22 protein-coding genes are annotated in these 25,971 nt (G+C 39.4%); 8 read left to right on the top strand and 14 right to left on the bottom strand.

Features of this window, described 5'->3' with window-relative positions; translation table 11 throughout:
* Positions 1-59: 59 nt before the first annotated feature.
* The 4 genes from AACQ83_RS10125 to AACQ83_RS10110 all read right to left on the bottom strand — a co-directional run bounded on the left by AACQ83_RS10125 (position 60) and on the right by AACQ83_RS10110 (position 2,361).
* On the bottom strand, positions 60-344 hold the full coding sequence (locus AACQ83_RS10125; RefSeq protein WP_049582975.1) for a helix-turn-helix domain-containing protein: 285 nt from the start codon (positions 342-344) through the stop codon (positions 60-62).
* Positions 341-652 carry a type II toxin-antitoxin system RelE/ParE family toxin gene (locus tag AACQ83_RS10120; RefSeq protein ID WP_112877407.1) on the bottom strand — a complete coding sequence of 104 codons (312 nt, stop codon included), beginning with the start codon at positions 650-652 and terminating at the stop codon, positions 341-343. The genes AACQ83_RS10125 and AACQ83_RS10120 overlap by 4 nt, the downstream gene beginning before the upstream one ends.
* A 444-nt stretch (positions 653-1,096) precedes the next feature.
* Positions 1,097-1,522, bottom strand: coding sequence for a tail fiber assembly protein (locus tag AACQ83_RS10115; protein ID WP_112877405.1), 426 nt, complete (start codon positions 1,520-1,522; stop codon positions 1,097-1,099).
* Positions 1,523-1,524: 2 nt separating this feature from the next.
* Positions 1,525-2,361: a gp53-like domain-containing protein gene (locus AACQ83_RS10110; RefSeq protein WP_112877403.1), complete on the bottom strand. Its 837-nt coding sequence runs from the start codon at positions 2,359-2,361 to the stop codon at positions 1,525-1,527.
* 500 nt (positions 2,362-2,861) lie between these two features.
* On the opposite strand from AACQ83_RS10110, the gene AACQ83_RS10105 reads away from it, so the two are divergent.
* Entirely contained in the window at positions 2,862-4,052 is a 1,191-nt protein-coding gene (locus tag AACQ83_RS10105) for a lactate oxidase (protein ID WP_112877401.1), read from the top strand.
* A gap of 202 nt (positions 4,053-4,254) precedes the next feature.
* On the opposite strand, the gene AACQ83_RS10100 is transcribed toward AACQ83_RS10105, so the two are convergent.
* Positions 4,255-5,397 carry a DUF1266 domain-containing protein gene (locus AACQ83_RS10100; protein ID WP_112877399.1) on the bottom strand — a complete coding sequence of 381 codons (1,143 nt, stop codon included), beginning with the start codon at positions 5,395-5,397 and terminating at the stop codon, positions 4,255-4,257.
* 219 nt (positions 5,398-5,616) lie between these two features.
* Here AACQ83_RS10100 and zur point away from each other — a divergent pair, with 219 nt between their 5' ends.
* Entirely contained in the window at positions 5,617-6,129 is a 513-nt protein-coding gene (gene zur, locus AACQ83_RS10095) for a zinc uptake transcriptional repressor Zur (protein WP_112877398.1), read from the top strand.
* Positions 6,130-6,413: 284 nt separating this feature from the next.
* Here the strand turns inward: zur and lexA are convergent, their stop codons facing one another.
* Positions 6,414-7,019 (bottom strand): transcriptional repressor LexA, encoded by a 606-nt coding sequence (gene lexA, locus AACQ83_RS10090; RefSeq protein ID WP_112877396.1) that lies wholly within the window; start codon positions 7,017-7,019, stop codon positions 6,414-6,416.
* Between the two features lie 119 nt (positions 7,020-7,138).
* On the bottom strand, positions 7,139-7,510 hold the full coding sequence (locus AACQ83_RS10085) for a diacylglycerol kinase (protein ID WP_112877394.1): 372 nt from the start codon (positions 7,508-7,510) through the stop codon (positions 7,139-7,141).
* Positions 7,511-7,639: 129 nt separating this feature from the next.
* Here AACQ83_RS10085 and plsB point away from each other — a divergent pair, with 129 nt between their 5' ends.
* On the top strand, positions 7,640-10,096 hold the full coding sequence (gene plsB, locus AACQ83_RS10080; RefSeq protein WP_112877392.1) for a glycerol-3-phosphate 1-O-acyltransferase PlsB: 2,457 nt from the start codon (positions 7,640-7,642) through the stop codon (positions 10,094-10,096).
* Positions 10,097-10,148: 52 nt separating this feature from the next.
* Here the strand turns inward: plsB and ubiA are convergent, their stop codons facing one another.
* From ubiA to pgi, 3 genes are all read right to left on the bottom strand, one after another.
* The gene (gene ubiA / locus AACQ83_RS10075) at positions 10,149-11,003 is read right to left on the bottom strand and encodes a 4-hydroxybenzoate octaprenyltransferase (protein WP_167405302.1); all 855 of its coding nucleotides are present in this window, start codon (positions 11,001-11,003) and stop codon (positions 10,149-10,151) included.
* Between the two features lie 34 nt (positions 11,004-11,037).
* Positions 11,038-11,544, bottom strand: coding sequence for a chorismate lyase (gene ubiC, locus AACQ83_RS10070; protein ID WP_112877389.1), 507 nt, complete (start codon positions 11,542-11,544; stop codon positions 11,038-11,040).
* Between the two features lie 313 nt (positions 11,545-11,857).
* The gene (gene pgi, locus AACQ83_RS10065) at positions 11,858-13,504 is read right to left on the bottom strand and encodes a glucose-6-phosphate isomerase (protein WP_112877387.1); all 1,647 of its coding nucleotides are present in this window, start codon (positions 13,502-13,504) and stop codon (positions 11,858-11,860) included.
* A 299-nt stretch (positions 13,505-13,803) separates the two neighbouring features.
* Here pgi and lysC point away from each other — a divergent pair, with 299 nt between their 5' ends.
* From lysC to AACQ83_RS10040, 5 genes are all read left to right on the top strand, one after another.
* The gene (lysC, locus tag AACQ83_RS10060) at positions 13,804-15,183 is read left to right on the top strand and encodes a lysine-sensitive aspartokinase 3 (RefSeq protein ID WP_112877385.1); all 1,380 of its coding nucleotides are present in this window, start codon (positions 13,804-13,806) and stop codon (positions 15,181-15,183) included.
* A gap of 715 nt (positions 15,184-15,898) precedes the next feature.
* Positions 15,899-16,123, top strand: a complete 225-nt coding sequence (locus AACQ83_RS10055) for an acyl carrier protein (RefSeq protein ID WP_112877383.1) — start codon at positions 15,899-15,901, stop codon at positions 16,121-16,123.
* Positions 16,120-17,322, top strand: a complete 1,203-nt coding sequence (locus tag AACQ83_RS10050; RefSeq protein ID WP_112877381.1) for a D-alanyl-lipoteichoic acid biosynthesis protein DltD — start codon at positions 16,120-16,122, stop codon at positions 17,320-17,322. Before AACQ83_RS10055 ends, AACQ83_RS10050 begins: the two co-directional genes overlap by 4 nt.
* A gap of 144 nt (positions 17,323-17,466) precedes the next feature.
* The gene (locus tag AACQ83_RS10045) at positions 17,467-18,591 is read left to right on the top strand and encodes an MBOAT family O-acyltransferase (RefSeq protein WP_112877379.1); all 1,125 of its coding nucleotides are present in this window, start codon (positions 17,467-17,469) and stop codon (positions 18,589-18,591) included.
* Positions 18,588-20,051: an AMP-binding protein gene (locus tag AACQ83_RS10040; protein WP_112877377.1), complete on the top strand. Its 1,464-nt coding sequence runs from the start codon at positions 18,588-18,590 to the stop codon at positions 20,049-20,051. The genes AACQ83_RS10045 and AACQ83_RS10040 overlap by 4 nt, the downstream gene beginning before the upstream one ends.
* 212 nt (positions 20,052-20,263) lie before the next feature.
* Here the strand turns inward: AACQ83_RS10040 and AACQ83_RS10035 are convergent, their stop codons facing one another.
* From AACQ83_RS10035 to AACQ83_RS10020, 4 genes are all read right to left on the bottom strand, one after another.
* On the bottom strand, positions 20,264-21,301 hold the full coding sequence (locus AACQ83_RS10035) for a DUF2156 domain-containing protein (protein ID WP_112877375.1): 1,038 nt from the start codon (positions 21,299-21,301) through the stop codon (positions 20,264-20,266).
* Positions 21,285-23,852: an aminotransferase class III-fold pyridoxal phosphate-dependent enzyme gene (locus AACQ83_RS10030; protein WP_112877373.1), complete on the bottom strand. Its 2,568-nt coding sequence runs from the start codon at positions 23,850-23,852 to the stop codon at positions 21,285-21,287. The genes AACQ83_RS10035 and AACQ83_RS10030 overlap by 17 nt, the downstream gene beginning before the upstream one ends.
* An 89-nt stretch (positions 23,853-23,941) precedes the next feature.
* The gene (locus AACQ83_RS10025; protein ID WP_112877371.1) at positions 23,942-24,988 is read right to left on the bottom strand and encodes an acyl-CoA/acyl-ACP dehydrogenase; all 1,047 of its coding nucleotides are present in this window, start codon (positions 24,986-24,988) and stop codon (positions 23,942-23,944) included.
* A gap of 50 nt (positions 24,989-25,038) precedes the next feature.
* Complete coding sequence (locus AACQ83_RS10020) at positions 25,039-25,935, bottom strand: hypothetical protein (protein ID WP_112877370.1); 897 nt, start codon at positions 25,933-25,935, stop codon at positions 25,039-25,041.
* Between the last annotated feature and the right edge of the window lie 36 nt (positions 25,936-25,971).

Raw genomic sequence — 25,971 nt, 5'->3', positions numbered from 1 at the left:
CTACTTTAGTATAATTATTTCGGCTTTAAGGGATAAACGGGACCAAAGTCCCATTCTTTTTACTGATATTGAACGTTGAAGTTAATAACCGCGCCACACGCTGCTGCATAACGCTCCAAAGTCTTCATACTTGCGCCAAGAGGATTTTTTTCAAGCCTATTGATACCTGATGGTTTGATACCGATTTTCTCTGCCAGCTCAGTCTTTGACATGCCAGAACGTTCACGCATCTCAAACAATATCTGTATCAGTTCTAATTCCTTGTCGGCTTCCTTATACGCAGCGATAGACTCCGCGTCATTCAACATCAACTCCTTCAATTCGTTCAGTGATACTGGTTTCATTTGAACTCCTTAAGCCTCGCATGGGCTGTCTTGATGGCTGCTGCCGGGGTTTTCTCAGTCTTCTTCACGAATGCATGTAGCAGATAGATATTCTGACCTCTTACAAACGCATACAGTGACCGGGCAATGTCTTTATCTCCTACCCTTAGTTCAAATATACCACCGCCGATAACTCGGCTATGTGGCATCCTGAGAGTATTACCTTCAATTGCCAGGCGTTCTATCAACCTAAACATCCTACCACGTAGCTGAGATGGCAATGTAGCCAGTTCAGTAGCAGCGGCTTCATGAGCGAGTATAGTATACATTTATTTTCCTCTATTAAGGAAATTATATTATAAAAGAAATAATATTTAAAAAATAAAAATTATTCTAAAAGAGAAATAAAAGAGTGGATGTGCATGGATGACAGAATTACTGCCTGTTCCAATAAAACAACAGACTGAGGGAATATAATCATGACTATACCCGTCATCTTTCAAGTTGCCTCTTTGTTAGCTGCACTCACTCACCCCGGTCACATAGCTATCTATGCTCCCGGGGATTCGCTCCCTTGCCGCCGCGATGCATCTTGAAATCCATAGGGTATAGATTATAATTTCACATGAAATAACATAATAAAAAATCATTAAACAACCAAAATAAAGTTAATTTACAGAAGATAATTAAGAATTAAGTTTAAAACCGGATATCCCCAAAAAAATCAAACAAGTCAATTTTTTGGGGAGAGTAGATTAAAAAATTGCGTTTATTTATTCCTCAGGTTTCTCCGGCCAATCAATATCCGCTGCCTGCGAAACATCTATCCGATTGATCATGACCCTATATTCTTTCCATGCCAATAAAGCTATTTTCTCTTCCTCAGTCGCAATACCTAAATCAACAGCATCTTGCAATGGTGCAATTTGATTTGTTGCCTCAGCGATGAGTTGTTGTTTTTGGAGTTTAGCATATTGCCGTAATTCATCTTTCGTTGGCGGAGGAATATCTGTCCATTCCGGCAAACCGTTTTTATTTGCTACACGGTGTTTTCCTTCTGGCGCATTATTAGCAGCATATTCCTGATAAATATCATTACTGACTTCTATAATATCATCCGGCAGTGAACCAGCAGCAATATAATTTTGTTCCAATTCTACCGGATAGAAAGCATTTGTTTTTGCACTATAATAATACATAATTAATATCCTATCGCTATCCAAAAGAATGGGCTATCCCATTTGGCATTTACCCAAGAATTTAATAAATCGAAAGATGAATTATCAATTACATTTACATAGCCAACAGATGCCCCCATAAAACCCATTTTACTTTGAATAGCATTAATATTGACGGCGTAATGCGTATTGGAAAAACTAATTGGTAATTGAATACGTTCTATATAGCCAGCATCAATGACCTTAGTACGCCCCCATTGATAGATAACGCCTGTATCTCCACATCTCCACCAACCATTAATCGCTTTACTGGCACTATTCCTATTACCTTTGGCATTAACTTCATTGTCTACTTCTTCTTTTGTGTATACCCCGATATCCACGGCATCCAAATCAATATCCTCAGACAACTCCTTACCATTCACCTGCCGGATATTAGGTACTCTGCTATTAATACTTTCACTTAACGAAGTTATCATTTCCTGGACAAGCTTTTGCGTGACTGCCAGAGTATTACTATCACCAAGTACATCTGTAAGTTGAATAACACCTTTTTGTGTTAATGAAGCACTTGGAATCTCTGTTAAAGCTTTTTGCTCTAAAGCGATATTTAATTGGGTGGTGAGCTTGTCTATATCGCCATCATCCAAAACATCATCACTACATTGTGTAGAGATAAAATTAGCCACCACCGATGATATCGTTGACGACTGACGCAAAACCTTATTTAATAAACCAATGGAAATAATATTAGGGGGAATTCCCGTATTCAATTCCTGACTTTCTTCATATTCTCCTTGAGAAACAACATTAGCATCCTGACTAATAGAAAAAGCTTTAAAGTCATTTTTATTACTCATGAGTTCTCCTTAAGGAAAAAACTTATTTTTTCATTAAATAAAACTTTGAATTAATGAAAATCAAAATATCTACTTGATCATCGTATATAATTTTCAGATCGCATTTCAATAATAGTCTTTTTCTGATAAAGAATGATGAAATATTTTTATAACTTAGAGAAATTAATTATTTTATTATAGTTGATGTCGTTAATAGATCAATGCCTGAAGCCAAATTTATACCTAAACTATTCATTTACATTCAGCATCCGAAAGTCCCTCTATTTGAACCATTCCCCAAAAATTCAGGTAAGCAGAGAAAATAAGCCATCATATTTTAATCTGAGTTTTGTGATGCTCCTCTCACAACAAAAAACCGACAGTTCCAATAGGATCGATCAGCTTATAAAAACATTATTGAGGATTTATTAGCTTGAATTATTCAAAATAGGTCTATTCTTAATATGTGGACAAATTCTATTGTCAATACTTATTAAACCTACTAAGTAAGGGAAAATTATATGCCATCAAGAAGAGACGTCATAGTTGGAGGATTAAGTCTTGCTGCTGCCAGTACACTATCCGCTGCATCCTCAGCCAACGCCGCAACTGCTAACATAAAACCGACAAGAGCCTATAAAACAAATAGTGCAGAAAAATCCCTTGATATTATTAATCTTTATGACTTGGAAGAAGAAGCACGTAAATTGATTCCAGCGCCCCAATTTGGCTATATCAGCAGCGGTTCAGGTGATGAATGGACTCTACGTGAAAACACCAGAGCCTTTGACGATTTCCAAATTATTCCCCGCTATCTCGCAGGAGTAAAAGAGCCTGACACAACAACCGAATTGCTCGGCAGTAAAGTGGATATGCCTATTTTCATTCCCCCAATGGCAGCACATGGGCTATCTCATACTACCGCTGAATTGGGAACAGCGAGAGGCGCTGCCGCTGCCGGTACCCTGTTTACTGCACAAACTCTAGCTAATTCACCTCTTGAAGAGATAGCGAAAGTGAGTAATGGCCCCAAATGGTTCCAAATTTATTTTACCAAAGATATGGGCATTAACCGCGAAATGATACGCCGAGCCAAAGCGATGGGGGCAACCGCAATCGTCTTTACGGTCGATTTAGAGTGGAGTGGTAATAGAGAAACCGATAAACGTAATAAATTTGTTTTCCCACATTCATTACCATTTCCTAATATTCCAGGCGTTCCCGCAGGGGCAACCTTATCAGAGATTACAGCGCTATTTAAACGGGATCTTAATTTCAATGATTTGGAGTTTCTCGCTAAAGAATCAGGCCTTCCAATCATCGTGAAAGGTATTCAATCTGCCGAAAATGCTAAAGAGTGTGTTAACCACGGTGCCGCAGCGATTCAAGTTTCTAATCACGGTGGCCGGCAGTTGGATACTGTCCCGGCAGCAATTGCTTCATTACCACACATTGTTGAAGCTGTTGGATCTAAAATTCCAGTCTATCTAGACGGAGGCATCCGCCGTGGTACCCATGTGTTTAAAGCGCTCGCATTGGGTGCCAAAGCTGTCGCTATCGGTAGGCCCATTTTGTATGCGCTGGCATTGGGTGGAGCACCAGGCGTAACTTCTATTTTAAACCTACTGAAGGATGAGCTGAAACTTAGCATGAAGCTGGCAGGATGTGCAGCCATTAAGGATATAGAGAGAAAATTTATTAGTTTGATTTAACCCATTAACTAATAAAGCAAATATTGGCCCCGTTTCATTTGAAACAGGTGATTTCAGGAAACGGGGTAAATTATGTTACCTTTAGAAATAATAGATACCATAATGAAAAAATCCGTTCTCTCACTTTACACCATTATTTCCTATTATTAATTATTTGCTTCCCCTTGAAATGTTCTTCAAGGGGAAATGTTTCATGTAAATATTAATGGAGTACACGAGACGCTGACAGCTCAGTAATATCAAATTCATAACTTTGTTGTTCTTCCATGTTACTGCGTAAAACATCTTCTACCAATGCAGAAAAACCTGTCATCATCTGCCTTTCCATAATAACGCCTTTTGGTTCAGGCCACGGCAAACTAGCAATTGGCCAGTCACAATGTGACTTATAATAATTAAATTGTTCCAGCCGCTCTTTAGACCGATCAAAATCATTACTCCAGTAAGCATTGCCTAGCCGAAAATTTGTATAAAACTCATCAAAACTACCGAAGATTTCATAAATATAATCAGCAGTTTTCAGCATATTTTTCCATGCTACTTCTTCACTGATATAACCGGCACAAAAACAGTTACGACTTAAAACAATTGCAAGCCACAAATCAAATCCCCACACTAATGCCGGTGGGCGTTTATTAATAGGTTTGGCACATTTATGAATATAGTCAGGTGTTACTTCAACTAATTTGGCAAGCACTTTAAACATTTTCCCATCACTAAGAGCAGCATCAATAGCAAAATGTTTTGAATGTATCCCCTCCCACAAACCTGTTAGCATTTTCATATACCCTTCTTCATCAATAATTCCCCAGTCGCTGTATAGTTGGGATTGATGTTCCTGAGTCGGAGATAATGGAAGTAGACAGTAACGATAGCTATCATGGGCAACCCGTGACTGTAGAGGATAATGCTCTAGAGTTTCACTCCAAAAACCTAGCCAATAGTCACTAACAATATTTAGTCGTAATACCTGACGCTTATCTTCTGGTAAAAGAGATAAACCTGCTTGTTGATAATAACGCCGTTGTTCCCATTCTGGGCGCTTAACAATGCGATAAATAATAACCGAGAGTAACATTACGCCAAATAATGCTATACCGCCTACTTGTGCCAGAAGTAAATAGTCCGTATCAGGGACAGATACATTACCTATTATAAATAAAACAATTGCTACAGATAATACAATACCCGTACATACTGCCATTACAAATAAAATATTAATCAACGCATATAATGCACTTAGAAAAGGCAACTTTCTTTTTTCAGAGATAATATGCCTCATTACCTGATAGCCTTTAACGGGGAACTGTCTATAATGAGGCTGATTTTGTAAAAGCTCTTTCATCACAAATGCTTCCTTTCCGAAAATTATCTGTCATATACGATAATTCTTGTCTGTATTATCATAAACTTCAAGAAAACATTATTTTTGCTACTGAGTACCAATTTAGCCAAATTAACTCCATCAGGGGACAATCACAATGAACTTTTCTGGATAATATTTTCTATTGAAGAAACATGATAACATCACAATATTATCATCGTACTGGTTGTAAGAGGCGTAATGAAACTGATTAATCAAAAAAAGTTACTGGAACAGGCCGAAGTTATTTGCCAGGCTCGTGGAGTCCGCTTTACTCCGCAGCGGCTTGAGGTTCTGCGTCTCATTTCAGAGCAACCCGGGGCAATCAGTGCTTATGATTTACTGGATTTGCTACGGGAAGCAGAACCACAGGCCAAACCGCCTACCGTATATCGGGCACTGGAATTTCTGTTGGAACAGGGGTTTATTCATAAAATAGAATCCACCAACAGTTATGTCCTATGTCACCATATTGAACAGCCAAGCCACACTTCAGCAATGTTTATTTGTGACCGTTGTGGTTCTGTTACAGAGCGAGATGGTGGAACCGTTGAATCCGCCATCCAACAGTTAGCAAAAACAGCCGGGTTCAGTTTACGCCATACCATCATCGAAGCGCATGGCTTATGTTCACCTTGTGAAGAGATCGAATCCTGTATTAAACGAGATGAATGCCAGCATGACCACAGAATTGAAGGAAGTAAAAAGAAATAGATATATCCGTTATCTTTCAAGTTGCCTCTTTGTTGGCTGCACTCATTCACCCCGGTCACATCGTTCGCTATGCTCCCGGGGATTCGCTCCCTTGCCGTCGCGAAGCATTTTGAAATTCATGAGGTATAGTAAGTAGATACTTACTTTTGGTACAGAGTCAGACTGAAATAAACAACCGCAGAATCACGTTTAAGATAATCACAACGATAAATTCAACAACATGATTCTGCCGGAATATTGCAATTCTTTAACAATTCCAAAAACAACAATTTGATATTTTACTATCAGGACCAGTTGGCGTTACGAATCACCCCAACCGCCAATCCTTCAATTGTCAGGCTCTGCTCACGCAAATCCACCACAATTGGCTTAAATTCTGGGTTTTCTGCCAACAATTCAACTTTATTTCCAGTCTGTTTAAAACGTTTTACCGTCACTTCATCTTCAATGCGGGCAACAATAATCTGCCCATTACGAACATCTTGTGTTTTATGCACAGCCAGCAGATCACCATCCATAATCCCAACATCTTTCATAGACATTCCGCTGACCCGCAACAGGAAATCTGCACTTGGCTTAAACAATGCAGGATCAACCTGATAATGACTTTCAATATGCTCCTGTGCTAACAGTGGTTCACCTGCGGCTACACGGCCAATTAACGGTAAACCAGATTCTTCCAACAGCAAACGGATTCCCCTAGATGCCCCTGCAACAATCTCTATCACCCCTTTACGAGCCAATGCTTTTAAATGCTCTTCAGCCGCGTTAGGCGAACGAAAGCCAAGACGTGCTGCAATTTCAGCACGCGTTGGCGGCATACCTGTTTGCGAAATATGGTCACGCACCAAGTCATAAACTTGCTGCTGCCTTGCGGTAAGTGCTTTCATTTCGTCCCCTGTTTGTTTATACAGTCAATATGTAAGTATATACAGCTAAATAACGATTGGGAACCTACTAAGGCAGAAAATTAGCCAATTATAATATAATACCTAATTATTAAACCAAATCAGACCATAAAATAGCGCCAAAGGATGGTCCCCCAGACAATTAACGACAGCATCATTGTCAGAAAGACAGCCGCCGATCCCATATCTTTCGCCCGACCGGACAATTCATGGAACTCACTGCCAATACGGTCAACAACTGCTTCAATAGCACTATTCAGGATTTCCATAATCAACACCAGCATCACTGAACCAATCAGTAAAATGCGTTCAATAGCGCCGATATCCAGATAAAATGCAACCATCATAGCCAATATCGCTAAAATTATTTCCTGACGGAAAGCCGCTTCATTTTGCCATGTCGCCCTAATACCCTTCACCGAATATACGATTGCTTTAATGATACGGGTCAAGCCCTTGGATTGATTCGCCATAAATTATTCACACCAAATATGAGGTTATTTGACACTTTCCACTCTTATTATTGTCTTAACACAACAGATCTCAACACCCGTTTCTGATATGCTGGCAACGTGTTGCTAACAAGAGGCTTCAAGATATTTATGTCAAGTTGGCGTAAAATATATTATAAATTATTGAATTTACCACTAAAAATACTGGTAAAGAGCAAACTTATTCCTACAGATCCGATTACTGAATTGCGGCTCGATACGACACGCCCGATTCTGTACGTGCTACCGTATCACTCCAAAGCAGACTTACTGGCATTACGTCAGCAATGTCTTGAGCAGGATCTGCCGGACCCATTAAATTTACTGGAGATTGGTGACACTGAACTTCCCAGCTATGTATTTATCGATAATGGTCCACGTGTATTCCGCTATTGTGCACCAAAGCAGGAATCCGTAAAAATTTTCCATGCTTATCTGGATCTGCATCGCAATAATCCCAATCTGGATATTCAAATGCTGCCAGTTTCTGTCATGTTCGGCCGTTCCCCCGGGCGCGAAGGGCAGAGCACACCACATTTGCGGCTACTCAATGGTATCCAAAAATTCTTTGCCATTCTCTGGCTAGGCCGAGATAGTTTTGTGCGCTTTTCAAACACAGTATCTCTACGCTATATGGCAACTGAGCATGGTACTGACAAGACTATTGCCCATAAGCTGGCTCGTGTGGCACGAATGCACTATTCACGTCAACGCTTAGCAGCCGTTGGCCCACGCCTGCCGGTTCGGCAAGAGCTGTTTAACAAATTGCTGGCTTCAAAAGCAATAGAAAAGTCAGTCTCTGATGAGGCCCGTACCAAGAAAATCTCACATGAGAAAGCCCGACAGAATGCCATTAACATGATGGAAGAGATTGCTGCGAATTTCTCTTATGAAACGTTACGGCTGTCAGGTCGTGTACTGGGTTGGACTTGGAACCGTCTGTATCAAGGGATCAATGTTCACAATGCTGAACGCATCCGCCGTCTGGCACAGGATGGTCACGAACTGGTTTATGCGCCCTGCCACCGTAGCCACATGGATTATTTGCTGCTCTCCTACGTGCTCTACCATCAGGGCTTGGTACCGCCCCATATTGCCGCTGGCATCAACCTAAATTTTTGGCCAGCAGGGCCAATATTCCGCCGCCTTGGTGCATTTTTTATCCGCCGCACATTTAAGGGTAATAAGCTCTACGCCACGATATTCCGGGAATATCTAGGTGAGTTATTTGCCCGAGGTTATTCTGTTGAATACTTTATGGAAGGCGGTCGCTCCAGGACAGGTCGCTTACTCGATCCCAAAACGGGTACGCTGTCCATGACGTTACAGGCGCTGTTGAGAGGAGAATCACGCCCAATTACCATTATTCCGATTTATATCGGCTACGAGCATGTGATGGAAGTTGCCACCTATGCCAAAGAGCTGCGTGGTGCAACCAAAGAGAAAGAGGGCTTTTTCCAGATGATACGTGGTTTGCGCAAACTTCGTAATCTGGGGCAAGGCTACGTCAACTTTGGCGAACCCATCCCGTTGATCCAATACCTTAACAACCATGTTCCTAACTGGCGCGATTCTATTGATCCAATAGAATTCCATCGCCCCGAATGGTTCAATCCGACAGTCAGTCAACTGTCTGAGAAGATTATGGTAAACATCAACAACACAGCGGCGGCTAACGCAATTAATTTGTGTTCAACTGCCCTGCTTTCGTCACGTCAGCGAGCACTTACTCGTGAGCAACTGCTTGAGCAACTGGATTGTTATATACAGCTCATGCACAATGCACCCTACGCTGCTGATGTCACCGTACCAAAGAAAACCGCGGAGGAGTTGCTAGAACACGCTCTGCAAATGGATAAGTTCGAGGTAGACAAAGACAGTATGGGTGACATTATCATTCTGCCACGTGATCGTGCAGTTTTGATGACCTACTACCGCAACAATATTCAACATCTATTAGTACTGCCATCACTGATTGCCTGCATCGTTATTCATCATCGCCGTATCAGCCGCGAAGCGCTGTTAAGCCAGGTCGCGATCATTTATCCACTCCTTAAAGCCGAGCTATTTATGCGTTATAGCAAAACAGAGCTGCCAGAAGTGGTTAATACGCTGATCAACGAACTGACCCGCCAGTGCCTTATCTGTAACAAGGAGCATGGCATGCTGGTACTTAATCCAGCACGTATCCGCCCCCTGCAATTGCTGGCAGCGGGCATCCGTGAAACATTGCAACGTTACGCCATCACACTCTCTTTACTGAACGCCAATCCAGTAATCAGTCGGGGAGTGCTGGAAAAAGAGAGTCGGATGTTAGCGCAACGTTTGTCGGTATTGCATGGCATCAACGCACCTGAATTCTTTGATAAGGCGGTATTTACTACGTCAGTCCATACACTACGTGAAGAAGGTTATATCAGTGACAGTGGTAATGCGATTACAGCAAATACCCAGGAGCTGTATCAGGTATTAGGTGAACTGATGTCACCTGAGATTCGTCTTACTATCGAGAGCGTCAGTTTGCCACCAGAGCATAACGATACCGACGAGAGTGCTAAGGAAGGATAATCTTCTTAAATACTGGTGATAATGGTTGTTATTCACATTATCACCAGATGTTTCAGACATAGCTGAAGAAGATGCCAAGGAATAGTACCAGACCAACGTAGTTATTATTGAGGAATGCCTGGAAACAAAGCTCTCTTTCCCGACCAGCGATCAGTTTCTGCTGATAAATAAATAAAGTGCCCGCAAGCAACAGTGACCAATAGTAGATACCGCCCAGATTCATCATATAACCCACCAGCACCAGCACCAGTAACATAGCGAGTTGCAATAACCCAATAATCAACTTGTCGAAACGACCAAACAGAATGGCGGTGGACTTCACGCCAATTTTTAGATCATCATTTCGATCGATCATCGCATACTGTGTATCATAAATAACCGACCAGAAGATATTAACCAGGAATAACAACCAACACTCTAGTGGTAAGGACTCACTAACTGCCGCAAATCCCATAGGAACAGCCCAACCGTAAGCGGCCCCCAGTACAAACTGAGGAAGATGACTAAACCGTTTAACAAAGGGGTAAAGCCAAGCCAGAGCCAACCCAACGACTGACAACCAGATAGCCATTTTATTCAGGGTCAGCACCAACCCGAAAGAAACCAGCGCCAGTACGACAAATAGGATCTTGCTCTCTTTCTCACTAATAGCACCACTCGGCAGGGGACGTGTTTTTGTGCGTTCAACATAACCATCAAATTTTCTGTCAGCAAAATCATTGATTGCACACCCTGCCGCACGCATCAGAAACACACCGGCAGTAAAGACCAATAATATGTGCATATCTGGAATCCCTTTCCCAGCTATCCATAAAGCCCAGAAAGTCGGCCACAACAACAATAATGCACCTATAGGTTTATCAATGCGCACTAAACGGCAATAGGCCTGCCATTTACTTTGCGCCATACTTCCCGCCACTTCTGTTTCCCCCTTTTAAATTTTACCTTTTATACACAGGTGATTCAGGTAAAAAGACTTCGGTTAATAATAATGGCTTGCCTGATAACCTCAGCAATGATCGTCTTGCCCAACGGTTCCCCTGCTGCCCTACATGAATATAGTCCCGCGTCAATTTATTACCACTAAAAAGATATCGCCCCAGTGGGACTGTTCCTAAATCAACCAAACTTTCATCAGGACCGGTTAATGTTGCTTCAGGGATTAACGTCCGCCCCAATAGCCAAGGGATATTATCACCGCACAGTACGATCTCACGCAGCCAATATCTTTGACCCGTTAGCAAACGCTCATTTTCATCAGAAAGTTGTTCCTCGGTAATAAAACATTCTCTGAATGGTATGATACGAACACAGTTGCAGTATTGCTCAAAACGGCGGGTCATTGAGCCCAACTCCATCAACCAGTCTAAAACCTCATCAGGCAAAACGGGCGAATCCACCGAAAGCCACTGAATAGGCACCGTTGTTAATATTGAGTCAGTTGACATACGCTTTTCCATTAGGACAAATTTCTTTTATCCGACAGTACAATTGATAACCGCAGAGAATACCACGTTGCAGGTATACAGAATAAAAAGTTATAACAAATTCTATACCCTTCATCTTTCAAGCTGCTGCTTTGTTGGCTACTTTCACTCACCCCAGTCACATAGTTATCTATGCTCCTGGGGATTCGTTCACTTGCCGCCTCGCTGCAACTCGAAATCTATTAGGTATATAAATATTGTTGACCAAAAATAAGCGAATTATGATGAACATAATTCGCTCATATCAATTAACTTTCTGACTCAGAATAAGTGACTAACGCCATGCTTTAAAATGATTAATCAACCCATTTGTTGAACTATCGTGGCTGACAACCCTATTATCATCCTTAAGTTCTGGCAAAATACGGTTAGCCAATTGTTTACCCAATTCAACTCCCCACTGGTCAAAAGTAAAGATGTTGAGAATCGCCCCTTGCACAAATATTTTGTGTTCATACATAGCAATCAACACCCCCAAGCTAAATGGGGTCATTTCACGTAACAGAATAGAATTAGTCGGGCGATTTCCTTCAAACACTTTAAATGGTGCAACATGTTCAACTTCAACCGCCGTTTTACCACTGGCGACAAATTCAGCATCCACCTGCTCACGAGATTTACCAAAGGCTAATGCTTCTGTCTGAGCAAAAAAGTTAGATAACAATTTGCTGTGATGGTCACTCAATGGGTTATGGCTGATGGCTGGCGCAATAAAATCGCAAGGGATCAGTTTAGTTCCCTGATGGATAAGCTGATAAAACGCGTGCTGACCATTTGTTCCAGGTTCTCCCCAGATGATTGGGCCGGTTTGGTAATCCACTGGATGACCATTGCGATCGACATATTTACCATTGGATTCCATATTGCCTTGCTGAAAATAGGCAGCAAAGCGATGCATGTACTGATCGTATGGCAGAATCGCTTCAGTTTCTGCGCCAAAGAAATTGTTGTACCAAATACCAATTAACGCCAGCAATACAGGAATATTCTGCTCAAATGGGGTATTGGCAACATGCTGATCCATTGCATGTGCACCACTAAGCAATTGTTCAAAATTTTCAAACCCAACAGAGAGTGCAATAGACAAACCAATCGCTGACCACAACGAATAACGACCACCAACCCAATCCCAAAACTCAAACATATTTTTGGTATCAATACCAAATTGCTTAACTTCCTGTCCATTTGTGGAAAGCGCCGCAAAATGCTTTGCAATATGTCCTTCATCACCCGCACTTTTTAAGAACCAGTCACGGGCAGAGTGAGCATTGGTCATCGTTTCCTGAGTAGTGAACGTCTTGGAAGCAATGAGAAACAGCGTCGTTTCCGGGTTAAGTACTTTCAAGGTTTCCGCAATATGGGTTCCATCAACATTAGAAACAAAATGCATATTCAAGTGATTCTTATAAGGTTTCAGCGCTTCCGTCACCATATAAGGGCCAAGATCTGAACCACCGATACCGATATTCACAACATCAGTAATCACCCTACCGGTATAACCTTTCCATTCGCCATTAATTACGCGTTCACTGAAATCTTTCATTTTTGCCAACACCGCGTTGACCTGCTGCATAACATCTTCCCCATCAACCACAATCGGGGTGTTGCTACGATTACGTAGCGCAATATGCAGTACAGCGCGATCTTCCGTACGGTTAATTTTCTCACCCGAAAACATACCGCGAATCGCCCCGGCAACATCCGTCTCTTTAGCAAGTGCCTGTAATTTTTCTAATGTCTCCGTTGTGATGCGATTTTTTGAAAAATCTACCAGGATCTGGTCATCGAATGTCGCTGAGAACTTAGCAAAACGATTTGGCTCCTGTTCAAACAATTCACGTAGGTGAATATCCTTTATCTGCGCAAAATGTTGTTCTAACGCTTTCCAAGCTGAGGTTTGACTAGGATTGATATTTTTCATAGCTATGCTCTCTATCAACTGACTGTAATTAATTGGGAGTTAAAGAAAGATTGTAACCTGTAATTCTGTGATTCGAGCCTCTTTTCCTTTAATCGCTGATATTGGTCAAAACGATTAAGTTTTTCTAGTTCCATCTACCGGGGCGTACAAAAAACAATCACCTCTCTCTACTATCCTCAATTTATTTTATGATTCTCATCGCGTCATGAAAGATATTGATGTCACTCTTCACTCCGTTGACTCAAACCCGTTAACCCGATATTTCTAAAAGACTATCCAGTTAACAGAAGGTTATCGCAATGAGTGCTGTTTCATCCCAATGCCCAGAAATTGGCGGGCATGTAGTCGCAAAATTTGGTGGTACCAGCGTGGCAAATTTCGATGCCATGAATAACAGTGCAGATATCGTACTGGCAAATAAAGCAGTACGTGTGGTTGTGCTGTCTGCTTCTGCCGGTATAACAAACTTATTAGTTACATTAGCGGAAGGCTGCGATGCAGATAAGCGGGCTGACTACTTGAAACAGATCCACTCCATTCAATACGCAATTATTGATCGTTTGCATGAATCCGATACGATTCGTCAAGAGATTGATCGTCTACTGGAAAATATTAAAACCCTTGCTAAAGCCGCATCTCTGGCAACCTCTGCGGCTCTGACAGATGAATTAGTCAGCCACGGTGAACTGATGTCCACACGATTGTTTACCGAATTGCTTCGCCAGCGAGGGAAAAATGCCGAATGGTTTGATATACGCAAAGTGATGTATACCGACGATAGTTTTGGCCATGCAGAACCAAACCATGAACAACTTCAATCGTTGGCAACGGAACATCTCTTACCACATCTGAAAAATAGCCTGGTTGTCACCCAAGGTTTTATTGGTCGTGAAGAGAACGGCCGTACCACTACACTGGGGCGCGGTGGCAGCGATTATACTGCGGCACTCTTGGGAGAAGCCCTTGGCCTGAAACGCGTTGATATCTGGACAGATGTTCCGGGCATTTATACCACTGACCCGCGAGTCGTTCCAACTGCCCAACGAATTGATAAGATTGCCTTTGATGAAGCGGCGGAGATGGCAACATTTGGCGCCAAAATCCTACATCCGGCAACACTGTTTCCTGCTATTCGCTGTGGCATTCCAGTATTTGTCGGCTCTAGCAAAAAACCACAGGCCGGCGGTACGCTGGTTTGTGATACCACAGAAGCCCCACCACAGTTCCGCGCTATTACCCTGCGCCAGAAACAGACGTTATTGACACTACACAGCCTGAAAATGCTCCACGCACAGGGATTTTTGGCTGAAATATTTACCATTCTGTCACGTCATAATATTTCAGTGGATTTGATCACCACCTCCGAAGTTAATGTGGCATTAACACTCGACACCACTGGCTCCACTAGCACAAATGGCAGCCTGCTGACCAATGCACTGATGACGGAGCTTTCGACGCTGTGTCGGGTTGAAGTGGAAGAAGATCTGGCGCTGGTGGCAATTATTGGTAATCAGCTTTCTCAAACCAATGGATTAGGAAAAAAGGTTTTTAGTGTGCTGGAAAGATTCAATCTTCGTATGATCAGTCATGGTGCCAGTAACCATAACCTGTGTTTGCTTGTTCAAGGCAAAGATGCAGAACAAATTGTTCAAACGCTTCATCAGCGTTTGTTTGAATAAGTATAGTTTTTCAGGTACTTGATATCCTTCTCAGTTAAAAGGCTGAGGGGGATATTACGATAAGTCCATTATTTGACTTACAAATTCATTGTGTAGGAATATCTGTTTTTCATAATAGCGAGACTCCCGCTTTCTTCATTATTATTTTTACTTCATGCTGGCAAAATCATAAAAATTTTCTTTTGATTTTACTATTTATTTTTAAATAGCTTTCTGCTGAAAATTCTAGTGTGAATTAGTTAACATTTTTAATTACATATTTAATTATATTGAGGGATAGTAAATCATAGGATATTTTTTAACAAAATATTATTTTCTCACTTATTAGAAAATTGTACGCAGAACAATCATATTATCTTGATAAAAAAAGGACTATCAATTAGTATGCATCACGATTAAAACTGAGGTATTGATATCCCATACTGTTGAATAACATATGTAAAATCAATCAAATGAACTGAAGGAATAACAGTTACATTAGCAAGCAAATATACTTTAGCTTGTGCGGTAGCTATTATTTTTTCTAGCCATCAGGCAGTATCTATTATAAAAAATCATACAAATACAATCTTGGTATATACCCTATGGATTTCAAGATGCATCGCGACGGCAAGGGAGTGAATCCCTGGGAGCATAGATAACTATGTGACCGGGGTGAGCGAGTGCAGCCAACAAAGAGGCAGCTTGAAAGATGACGGGTATAAAAGGATAATATATGGAACTTGAACAGCAAGTATTATCGATAGTCAACAAAATTGCCAGAAAAAATGTTGAGTTAGATGATGAACTTTTGAAGCAAAATTTAATAGATTCAATTACTACAGTCGATCTCATCCTGGCATTACAAGAGGAATTCGATTGCTACATATCAGCAACTGATGCTGAATCTATTCTCGAAACCCCTGAGTCAATTATCCACTATTTAAACAACTTAAAATGATGTTAAAAAAGATATCCATTAATATCGCGGCGTTATTATTCGCAGCAATTATTTTTTCATCTATTATATTATTTATTAATAATTTCACTTCAAAAATAGTAGAATACAAATATATTAAAGACGATAATAAATCGAATAATTATATACCTACGATTACAGATCAACACAATACTATTGATTTCTCAAAAGAAAAATCACTTAAATATGGATTTAAAAATAATCATGTGATTTTATTTGGATCTTCTGAATTAACAAACAGAGCGCATCAATTCATTCCATATAATTTCTTAACAAAAAATTTAAATATTCCCACAATAGGTATTGGTAAAGCACATTTTGAATTATTAGCAATTTACGGTTATTTATCAGCTTATCAAGAATATTTAAATAAAGATAGCAGAATAGTCATTATTCTGTCGCCAGGATGGTTTGAAAAAACAGACTTGTTACCACAAGCATACAATTATCACTTTCCATCCTATATCGCAAATAAACTCGCAAATGATGAAAATGCAAAAAATATATTTTCTAGCTATCTCAATGAAAACAAAGATAACTTTGAAAATTTAAACGCTACCCAATTAAAGTTGATTCATAAAGACAATATAATAGTGTCATCAGTTGCAAATGTTTTAAACTATATAGCAGAGGCAAGAATAAACATCAAAAATATAATAACCGACAATCATAAAATTAAAGCTGACAATATTTATGTCCTTCATAAAGATCCTTTAATGAAAAAACAATTTAAAATTGCCAATACCGAAGTTCAATGGCTAGATCTAGCTAATGATGCTAAAAATATTGAACTTAACAATATGAGCAAGGAGACGCAATGGGTAAATAAAAAATACTATGAAAAATATGTAAAAGATAAAAAAAGTAAAAAAGCATTTCCTAATGGCATCAATTACAGTAAAGAAATGAACGCCTTTGACAATATATTGAATTTATTAGCGAAATATAATGTCGATGCTCTGTTTATTATGCAGCCATTAAACCCTTATGTATACACAGATACAAACGATTTTAAACCCGTTGAAAATATTATATCAGAGAAAATAAAATCTCATGGTATGGGATATTTAAATCTTATTGAAGAGCAATATCAGCCAGGAGTATTAACGGATATTATGCATATGGGGGAATATGGTTGGTTATTAACTGATAAAGCTATTGTGGAACATTTTGCGAAATGAAATATTTTATAAAGGCTTTTTTATTATATCTTTTTCTAATGCTTACCTTATTTTATCATTCTGATTCTATCGTCAATGGTAGCAGTGAAGTTAAAGTAAAATATGAATATCAGCAATTTTAGAATAAAAAAGGCATAAGAAAACATGTTTGCAAATTTTAATTTTTTCATTTATCTATTTTCAGCCTCATTTGTTTTTTCTTTATTTTTTCTATTTTTTAATAAAAAAATAAACTCTAAAATTGCATTAAGTGTACTTTCTATTATTTGCTGGTGTATTATTTTTAGATATAAAATTTATATACCTATAGCATTATCTGTTTATTTCTATTTAATAACTTTAATTTTCAAAAAGAATATAATTAATAAATTAGTATCTTCTCTGCTAATAATTTCACCTTTATTTTTAGTTAAATTAAATTTGGAATTTAGTCATCTACTCAGTGTTATCGGTTTATCCTTTTTTACATTTAGGGCTATTGATGTCATTTTATTCTCTAGCAAGCAACAGAAAATAGTAATTTATGAATATTTTGCTTATTTATTCTTACCATTAGTTTGGCTGGCTGGCCCTATGTATAGATGGAACAGCTTCAAACGTGATTTACTTGAATTACAAGTGCCAGTCTCTTTAGAAAAATGGTTTGCCGGTGCTGGACAAATATTATATGGTGTAGTTCAGAAATTTTTATTCGCCGCCATTATCTATAACGTATTTTTATCTGACTATATTAATAAAGACACTATTGAATCATACTTAGTAGTTGCTATAAGTTATAGTTTTTACTTATATTTTGACTTTGCAGGTTATACCAATATGGCTTGTGGCGCCGGCAAGCTATTTGGAATAAACTTACCTATTAATTTTCATTATCCAATTTTAGCCAAAAATCCACAGGACTTTTGGCGTAGATTTCATATTAGTTTATCTGAATGGTTAAGAGACGTCATCTTTATGCCATTATATAAGATGCTAATGGAAAAAGACTTTTTCAAACATCATAGACTTTTTGCCCAGAATATCAGTATTTTTATCACATTATTTTGTATGGGTATTTGGAATGGACTAGAACTTAATTACATTATAAGTGGTGCTTTATTTGGTTCTTACTCAGTAATGCATAACTGCTTAATTAATTACACCAGAGATAAAGAAAATATCGCTAATATCCTAAATACAAAGATCATCTCTTTCTTTGGCAGACTGACAACGTTAACTTTAATTTGTTTTTCTTTATATATATTTAGTGGATACAGTTTTATAAAATGAAATATCTTGACGAATATAGCGAATCAAATTTTGATTTATTAATCAACGATAAAATAATATCGCCTTCTCATCCAAACAATCCCGCCATAGTGGGTTCAGATCAAGTCATATATTGGCGTGATTTATATCATGAGATTAAAAAATGGCATTCCAAATATTTAGAATTAAATTTAAATCGCAACACCCCTTTGATCTTATACGGACACAAAGAAGCTAATTTTTTAGTTTCAATTTATGCATGTATAACCTATAAGATCCCATTTATTCCAATCGATATAATTTATCCAATACAACGCTTATTAGAAATTGCATCACTATCCAACACTCCTTATTACTACGATGTGATTAACAATCAATTCAAAACAACAAACGTTGATTATATTGAGTTTGATGAAGATAATGTTGCCTATATCATGTTCACATCCGGTAGCACAGGAAAACCTAAAGGCGTCGTTATTGGACGTGAAAGCGTTTATGATCTTATGCGATGGATGTACAATGATTTCAAGCTTGGTGAAAAACCTGTTTTCATGAATCAAGCGCTATTTAATTTTGATTTATCCATGTATGAAACATTTGGTACATTGGTATACGGCGGCACATGTCTTTGCATTTCTCAAGAAACAACGACTGATTCTGAAAAATTTTATCCGGTTTTAAACCATTATCAGCCAACGGTGTGGGTTTCAACCCCCTCTTTTTCCTATAAGCAATTACTATCGCAGAATTTTAATTATTCCTTCTTAAAAAATTTAAAACATTTTCTATTTTGTGGGGAAATTCTAAGTAAAAATCTCGTTAAACATTTAAGGAAAAGATTTCCATCTTCAATTATCTATAATACTTATGGTCCCACGGAAGCTACCGTAGCAACAACATTAATTGAAATTAATGATCAACACCTCCATTCTGATATGGAATTATTGCCAATTGGCGAGTCAAGATCAGGCTCTATTCTGACATTAGAAAATGACGAAATTGTTATCTCTGGCACTCATGTTATGAGAAAATATATTGGCGCTAAAGCGGAAGATAATAATAGATTGACAATTAATCAACATGGAATGAGAAGTTTCCGAACTGGAGATATCGGCAAATTAATTGACAATATCTGGTATTGCTTTGGCAGGAAAGATAACCAAATAAAACTAAATGGCTATCGCATTGAACTACATGAAATTGAAGAAAGGCTGATGAATCTTACCATTGTTGATAGTGCTGTTGTTTTGCCATTAAAAAAAGAAGATGGTTCTATTGTTCGCCTGGTTGCTTTTTGTAAATTCAAAACAATCCTTGATAAGGAAAATTTAGTTAACCTGCTTAAAAACAGTTTACCTTCTTATATGATACCTAGTGAATTCATCAATATTGATAATTTTCCAATCACAAATAACAGTAAAGTTGATACAAAATCTTTACTGTCAATATATAATAACAATGAATGTGAAATTATAAAATAATTAACGGAAAGCCGAAAATAGAAAGAAAAATAAGGTATAAACAACCTATAAAGAAAAAAATAATTTTAGATATATAAGCTCAGTAAAAATAGGTTCACCATAGAAAATATATCAATAATCAAGAGATATTAACTATGACAGGTGATCAGCTCAGTATTCTCATCCCCCACTGATCACCTGTTGCCCAACATTAAAAGAAGACTTTCTATAATTTAGATACTATTAGTCGTTCGCAATGTTGACCATAATGCTTTCATGGCCTTTCCTCTGGGGAAAGCAATATATTCCGGTTCAATTAACGACGGACGCCAACTCATTTTATATTGACGTTGAGAAGCAGCAGGATAAACAATTCCACCTTTTGATGACAACCATTTGGCAACTTTATAAAAGATTGCCGAGTCATTGAAGTATCCTTCCTCGCCGAACTCCACCAAAGGCGTGAAGCCCAAATGAAGGTAGGAAACTACGCCCTCTTTCAGGAAGTCATTAATCGCCGTTTCATTAATAAATTGCATAGTGCCGTCGGGTATATCCGGTTTTTTTCGAGATAGATTATGAAACCATCCCGATGTCTCCCCCCAAGTGTAGCTATAAACAATATATGCCTGAATTTGTTCTCCCTGTGTTGCAATATAGACTCTGTGCTGGCCTGAACTCACTTCCACCGTATTGAAATCAATCACCAATTTTTTCAGGGCCTTCGCGTGTTTTTCTTTCAGCCAAAGCTGATTAATATGTTCTAGTTGTGGTTTAAATCGATAATATTCCTCTTGCGAGCAGATCTCTCGAACGGAAATCCCCGCTCTTCTGGATTTACTGATTTTATTTCTAAGCTGCTGAAACCGTTTACCTTTCATATCATATCCATCAAGGCTCAATGAATAACTCGCGCCAAGCTGGTTCACAGAAAAACCATTATTTTTCAACAACACAAAATCGCTCTCATCACCGTGCAGAAAAACCGGGAAAGCCCGCTTTTCTCTGGTGAAGTTGAGAAAAGAGTGCAAAAGTGCAGCTCGTTCTTCGCCAGGAGCCAAAATACCGCCTACACACATATGCAGATTTTTGTCCTGAAAGAAACCAATAGCCCCCTTTTGATTAATAAACCAATATGTTTCACTATTGAACAACAGGCTACTCAACGGGTGCTTTGCATAGCAAAGCACTTTTCTAAGATGACTGTTGCCAAGAACATCTTGAGCGTTCCCGGTAGCAATAATCTGGGGAGCATCAAGCAACATGCTCATAACGCTCACCTTGATTATTTCGGGAATACTGGACAGGGATGAACCCATGCTTCCTCGCAATATCCCGAATCGCCAATGCATCATTATAATCAATAGATTTACCGATGCTTTGATGAACACTTACCCCTTCAAGCGCTACAGCGATAGTTTCTGATAAACAGGCGAGATTTACCCCCGCAGGTACATCGATCACGTTGCAATCGCTATAAGCCACTTTCTCAGGCTGATAGACCAATCCCCCCTCGTAAATTTGACGGTTGCCATCACGAATGAAATCGAAAGGTCTGGCCGCATCAAAAACGATGGCAGAATCTTTCAAGTAATGTGTATTCAAGAAAGGCTTACCTTCACTCGTTGCCGAAACAATAAAATCAGCCTGACTCAAAGAATGTTCATAACTCTCTATCGCTTCCAAACCAAAGGTACCAACAACTTCAAGAACTTGCTGATGTAATATTTGTGCATCTGTCACCCCCGGATTTTGTTTAACAAGCCATTTTCTCATCTTATCCATGACCGAATCTGGCTGGATAACATCATGAGTCCTTAACACTGCGGAGAGAAGCGCCTTGGTCAGTTCAGAGAGCAATACGCGTGCTTTATTGGGGCGGCTAACCAAGATAATCCGGCCAAAGTTATGAGCTAAACCAATGACTGAAAGCCTGCCTACGGAGCCTCTGGCGCCCACTACCGCCAATGTTTGCCGGGATGCATTCTCAGTCAACATTGAGCGTATCCCCTCAATCACCGCCACCGCCGTCAGAGAGTTGCCATTAGTCAATATCCGACCCTGCCGATTATTCACCAAGCTATTACCACCATTAGTAATAACCGAGGTATAAGCACCTAAGCCAACAATTTCAGCGCCATTTTTCTCTGCCACATCAAGATATTCCTTCATCAATACCGCCCGTTCTTTCGCCGACAATGCCATCATATCTTCGGGACTGATGGGGGAGAAAAGGAGCATGCCATTGGCATATGCCGTTGAACTCTCGACACCAAACTCAACCGCGATATCCGGATTAAAATCAATCGAGGAAACCTGCGTGATCCAATTACCGAGCTGTTTCTGCTGCTCCAGCGTGTAATTCTCCTTTATTGACAAGCAATAAGAATGAGCGAGCTCATTGACCGAAGTGGTATGAATCAAGAAAGCGAATTTCTTACCCTCAATCAATCCAGGGATAGGCGCTTTAATCTGGGCCAAGTTGTTATTTTTTGAAATGGGATAACTCACCGAAGCGGGTGGAAGCTCCGCAACCGGTATGTCTATCAAGTGTGAAAAAAGAATGTCATATCGTCCATTCTCAACCAGTTGACATATCTCATCAAAAGCCGTGAAAAACGTCTTAATATCCTCTTTGGAAACGTTAAGCGGTGGCTCAAAACGTACAGAACAAGGACGAGACATTAACGGCATGGTGAAAAGACCATAATGTTTCAACAAGAAACTACAAATGATATAAGCCAGGCCCCCGCTTCTTTGACTGAAATTGATAAATATGTTGGAAGCCGCTTTGCTGTCCTGTATTTCAAGACCACGCATCAACCCAGCCCCTTGCCAGTAAAAATGCTCCGGGTGTTTAGCAGACAATTGTTCAAGACATTCATCAACATAACGGCTGACTTCTTGAATATGGGTTAACGCCTTACCATCATCTTTAGTCAGATGCTCGATAACAGCAATCCCCATCGTTGCGGCTAGAACGTTATTGGCAAAAGTGGAGCTATGTTTCCTGTCGAACTCGGATAAATAAAGCTCATCTGAATACAACATCGCACCAATCGGCGAGATACCTGCCCCCAGCGCTTTAGAAAACAGGATAACATCCGGTTTCAAAGCATAGAGCGTGGCCGCGCAAAATGCCCCAAGCCTACCGATACCCGTCTGAACTTCGTCAAATACTGACAATGTGCCATTGTCTTTACACAGTGCCAAAATACTGGACAACGTATCTGGTGGAATCACTTTCATTCCACCTTCTCCTTGCACCGGTTCAATGATAAATGCAGCAAATTCCCGGCCCTCCAGCTTTCTTTTTATTTCATCTAAATCTTCGCTATCAACCTGCTCATATAATTTATCATCGTAAATGAAATCGGCTTTAAATCGATTTGATCCCGTAGCGGATAATGCCGAATAGGTTTTACCGTGAAAACTGCGATGCAAACTCAGAATACGCTTTCTGCCAGTAAACAGACGGGTAAATTTAATCGCAGCTTCTACTGTTTCAGCACCACTGTTAGTAAAAGTACAGTGGGTATATTTTTCCTTATCTATTTGCTCTGCAAGCATTTCAGCCAATAGCCGTACCTTTTTGTGAATATTGGGCTGAAAGAAAATAGGCTCTTTATCTTTAGTGAATCTGTCAATTTCAGCGATAGCGAAATCAGGATTATGTCCAAATGGCAGAGCACCATATTGAGCCAAAAAATCCTTAACAACCCGGCCATCCGATAATGTAAGCTGGTTATCTTGAGCAGACTTGATATCCAATTCAAGGCCCACAGAATTCAATAAACTCTCACGATATTGATTAACAAACATAGTTTTCTCTCTTTTTTTAGGTGCACAAAGTCATGCTGTAAACAGCATGGGAAAATCCTTGAGTGATAAATAGGTGATTCTAGAAGTAATTAAGTTTGCTGCATGATCTGGTTAATCATTTGGAATTCTCCTATCGGATGAAATTTAAATAACTGTACTGCCAAATAGAAATTCATAATTTCCGGTGTTGTCATTACCTTAATCCCACCGCAACATCGGAATATGAAACTGGCAGTTTCCTCAAGGATCTTTTCCAAGGTATAACGTAACGCGAGAATCTTATGGACGGCATTTTCATCCTGGCTAGCATAAAAGGCAATAATCATCATCTGACCGAGAATAACATTAATCTTATAATCAGCTTGGGTCAGGGTATATTTAATTGGTTGCTGTTCTACTACTTTCTCAGGAATAAAACGAGTCAGCCCATCAAGAATTCCAGAATAAGTATTTGCGGCAAAATAATTAAATAGTGATAAACCGCAGGAAAGCAGCATCTGTTGTTCAATCCCTTTATAATGAGAAAGTCGTTTTAATGAAACTTCGGTATCCGAAAATTTAACTTCTTGATTATCACTTTCAGCCATAATCCCCAGTCGCCAGAAAGGAATAACCTTAAAATTCTGATCCGATTTAGAAACCAATACTATCCTCATATCATTATTATTATCAGTATCGCAGACCGATAACACATAATAGTCAGCAATCGAAGATAAGGAACAAGGTTTCTTAGAACCATTAACAAACAACTTTCCCTCTTTAGAATGCATTTTAAGCGATGGTATAAAAATATTCGTTCCAGGCACACCTTCTGCAAAAGCGGAAGCAACCAACGCTTTTGATGCCATAACTTCATTCAATAATACGTTGCTGTCTTCGAATATGTCAGGAAATTTACTGCAAGCCAGTACAATATGATTATGCATTGTTAAGGCAATACCAACAGCGGGAAGCCATGCAGAGGCTTCACGGATAGTATTACCGACTTGATGAAGCCCATCCATATTGGATTGAGCCATCAAACGTAGGCATTGTGAAGCGGCTTCAGAACCCAATAACAATCTTTTCAATCTATCTGGTGTCAAATGTTGGTATTTCCCGCTATTCTTCCTGAGTTCTTCAACAATATTTGTCATTTTTAATTCTCCTTAACCTATTCAAACAACCTGCTGAATAAGGCCAATATCTACACTAAGCCCATGTATTTAAGGCGTGACTGCTGCATCTGTTCAACCAAGGAATGAGATAGCTCAAGACGAGATTCCACCGTAGAATCGGACAACAACATTCCAGGCACTAATTCATAACCTTCAATCAAGCGCAAGTGGTGCTGCATACCCCGTTGATAGAACATTTCACGCTCCACAAACAAGTCATCAACAGATACCTGGTTCCATAACGCCAGCCCTTCTTCTATACACTCAAGAGCCGATTGCTTTAGAGAACTATCATTTTCGAGTGCCATCTTGACGATATTTGCACACACTGTCAGATGTCTTAATTCATCAGCATTGGCTCTGGCCTGTGTCTCGGCGGCGACAATATCAAAAGGGCGCCACTTGATTTCGCTGAGCTCTGACGTTGGCGCAAGCACGCCTTCCAGAACAACCGTAATGATTAACACGCCTGCAATGTAGTCATTTTTCAACACCACCCACTCATCGAAATAAGTTCTCAATGTTTCCAACATATTAGTCATTTTTCCTCGTAAGAGGCTTTCCATTTTTCCGGCCACATTGTCGATATCCGCAAAGCCTATTCTGACCAGATGTTCTCTGAATAATTTAGCATGTCTACCTTCATCAAATATCTGAGTCAGCATATAATCAAAGTTGATATTGTCAGGAGCCTTATCTGCAAGTAACAATAATGCTTTCGTTGCTTCATATTCCGAAATCGATTTAAAAGAAAGTTCCCTGATCAGAGACTCCCGTAAATCACCCGGCAAATAGGTTAATTTAGGATCATTGGCATAATGGGTTCTTTTTCTTTGTTCAACATTTATCTGTTCAGTGAACCATTCATCCAAGCCCCAATCTTTTGCCCGCATTTCTACTTCCGATGCCTGTTTAATTAAATTCATAATATAAATGCCTCCCCAAATAAGTTATCTCTCTAT

Origin of the sequence: Photorhabdus sp. S10-54 (assembly GCF_963878145.1) — a bacterium.
Taxonomy (GTDB): Bacteria; Pseudomonadota; Gammaproteobacteria; order Enterobacterales; family Enterobacteriaceae; genus Photorhabdus; species Photorhabdus kayaii.
Note: the sequence above shows the minus strand (reverse complement) of the source record. Positions and strands in the feature narration are given on the sequence as shown.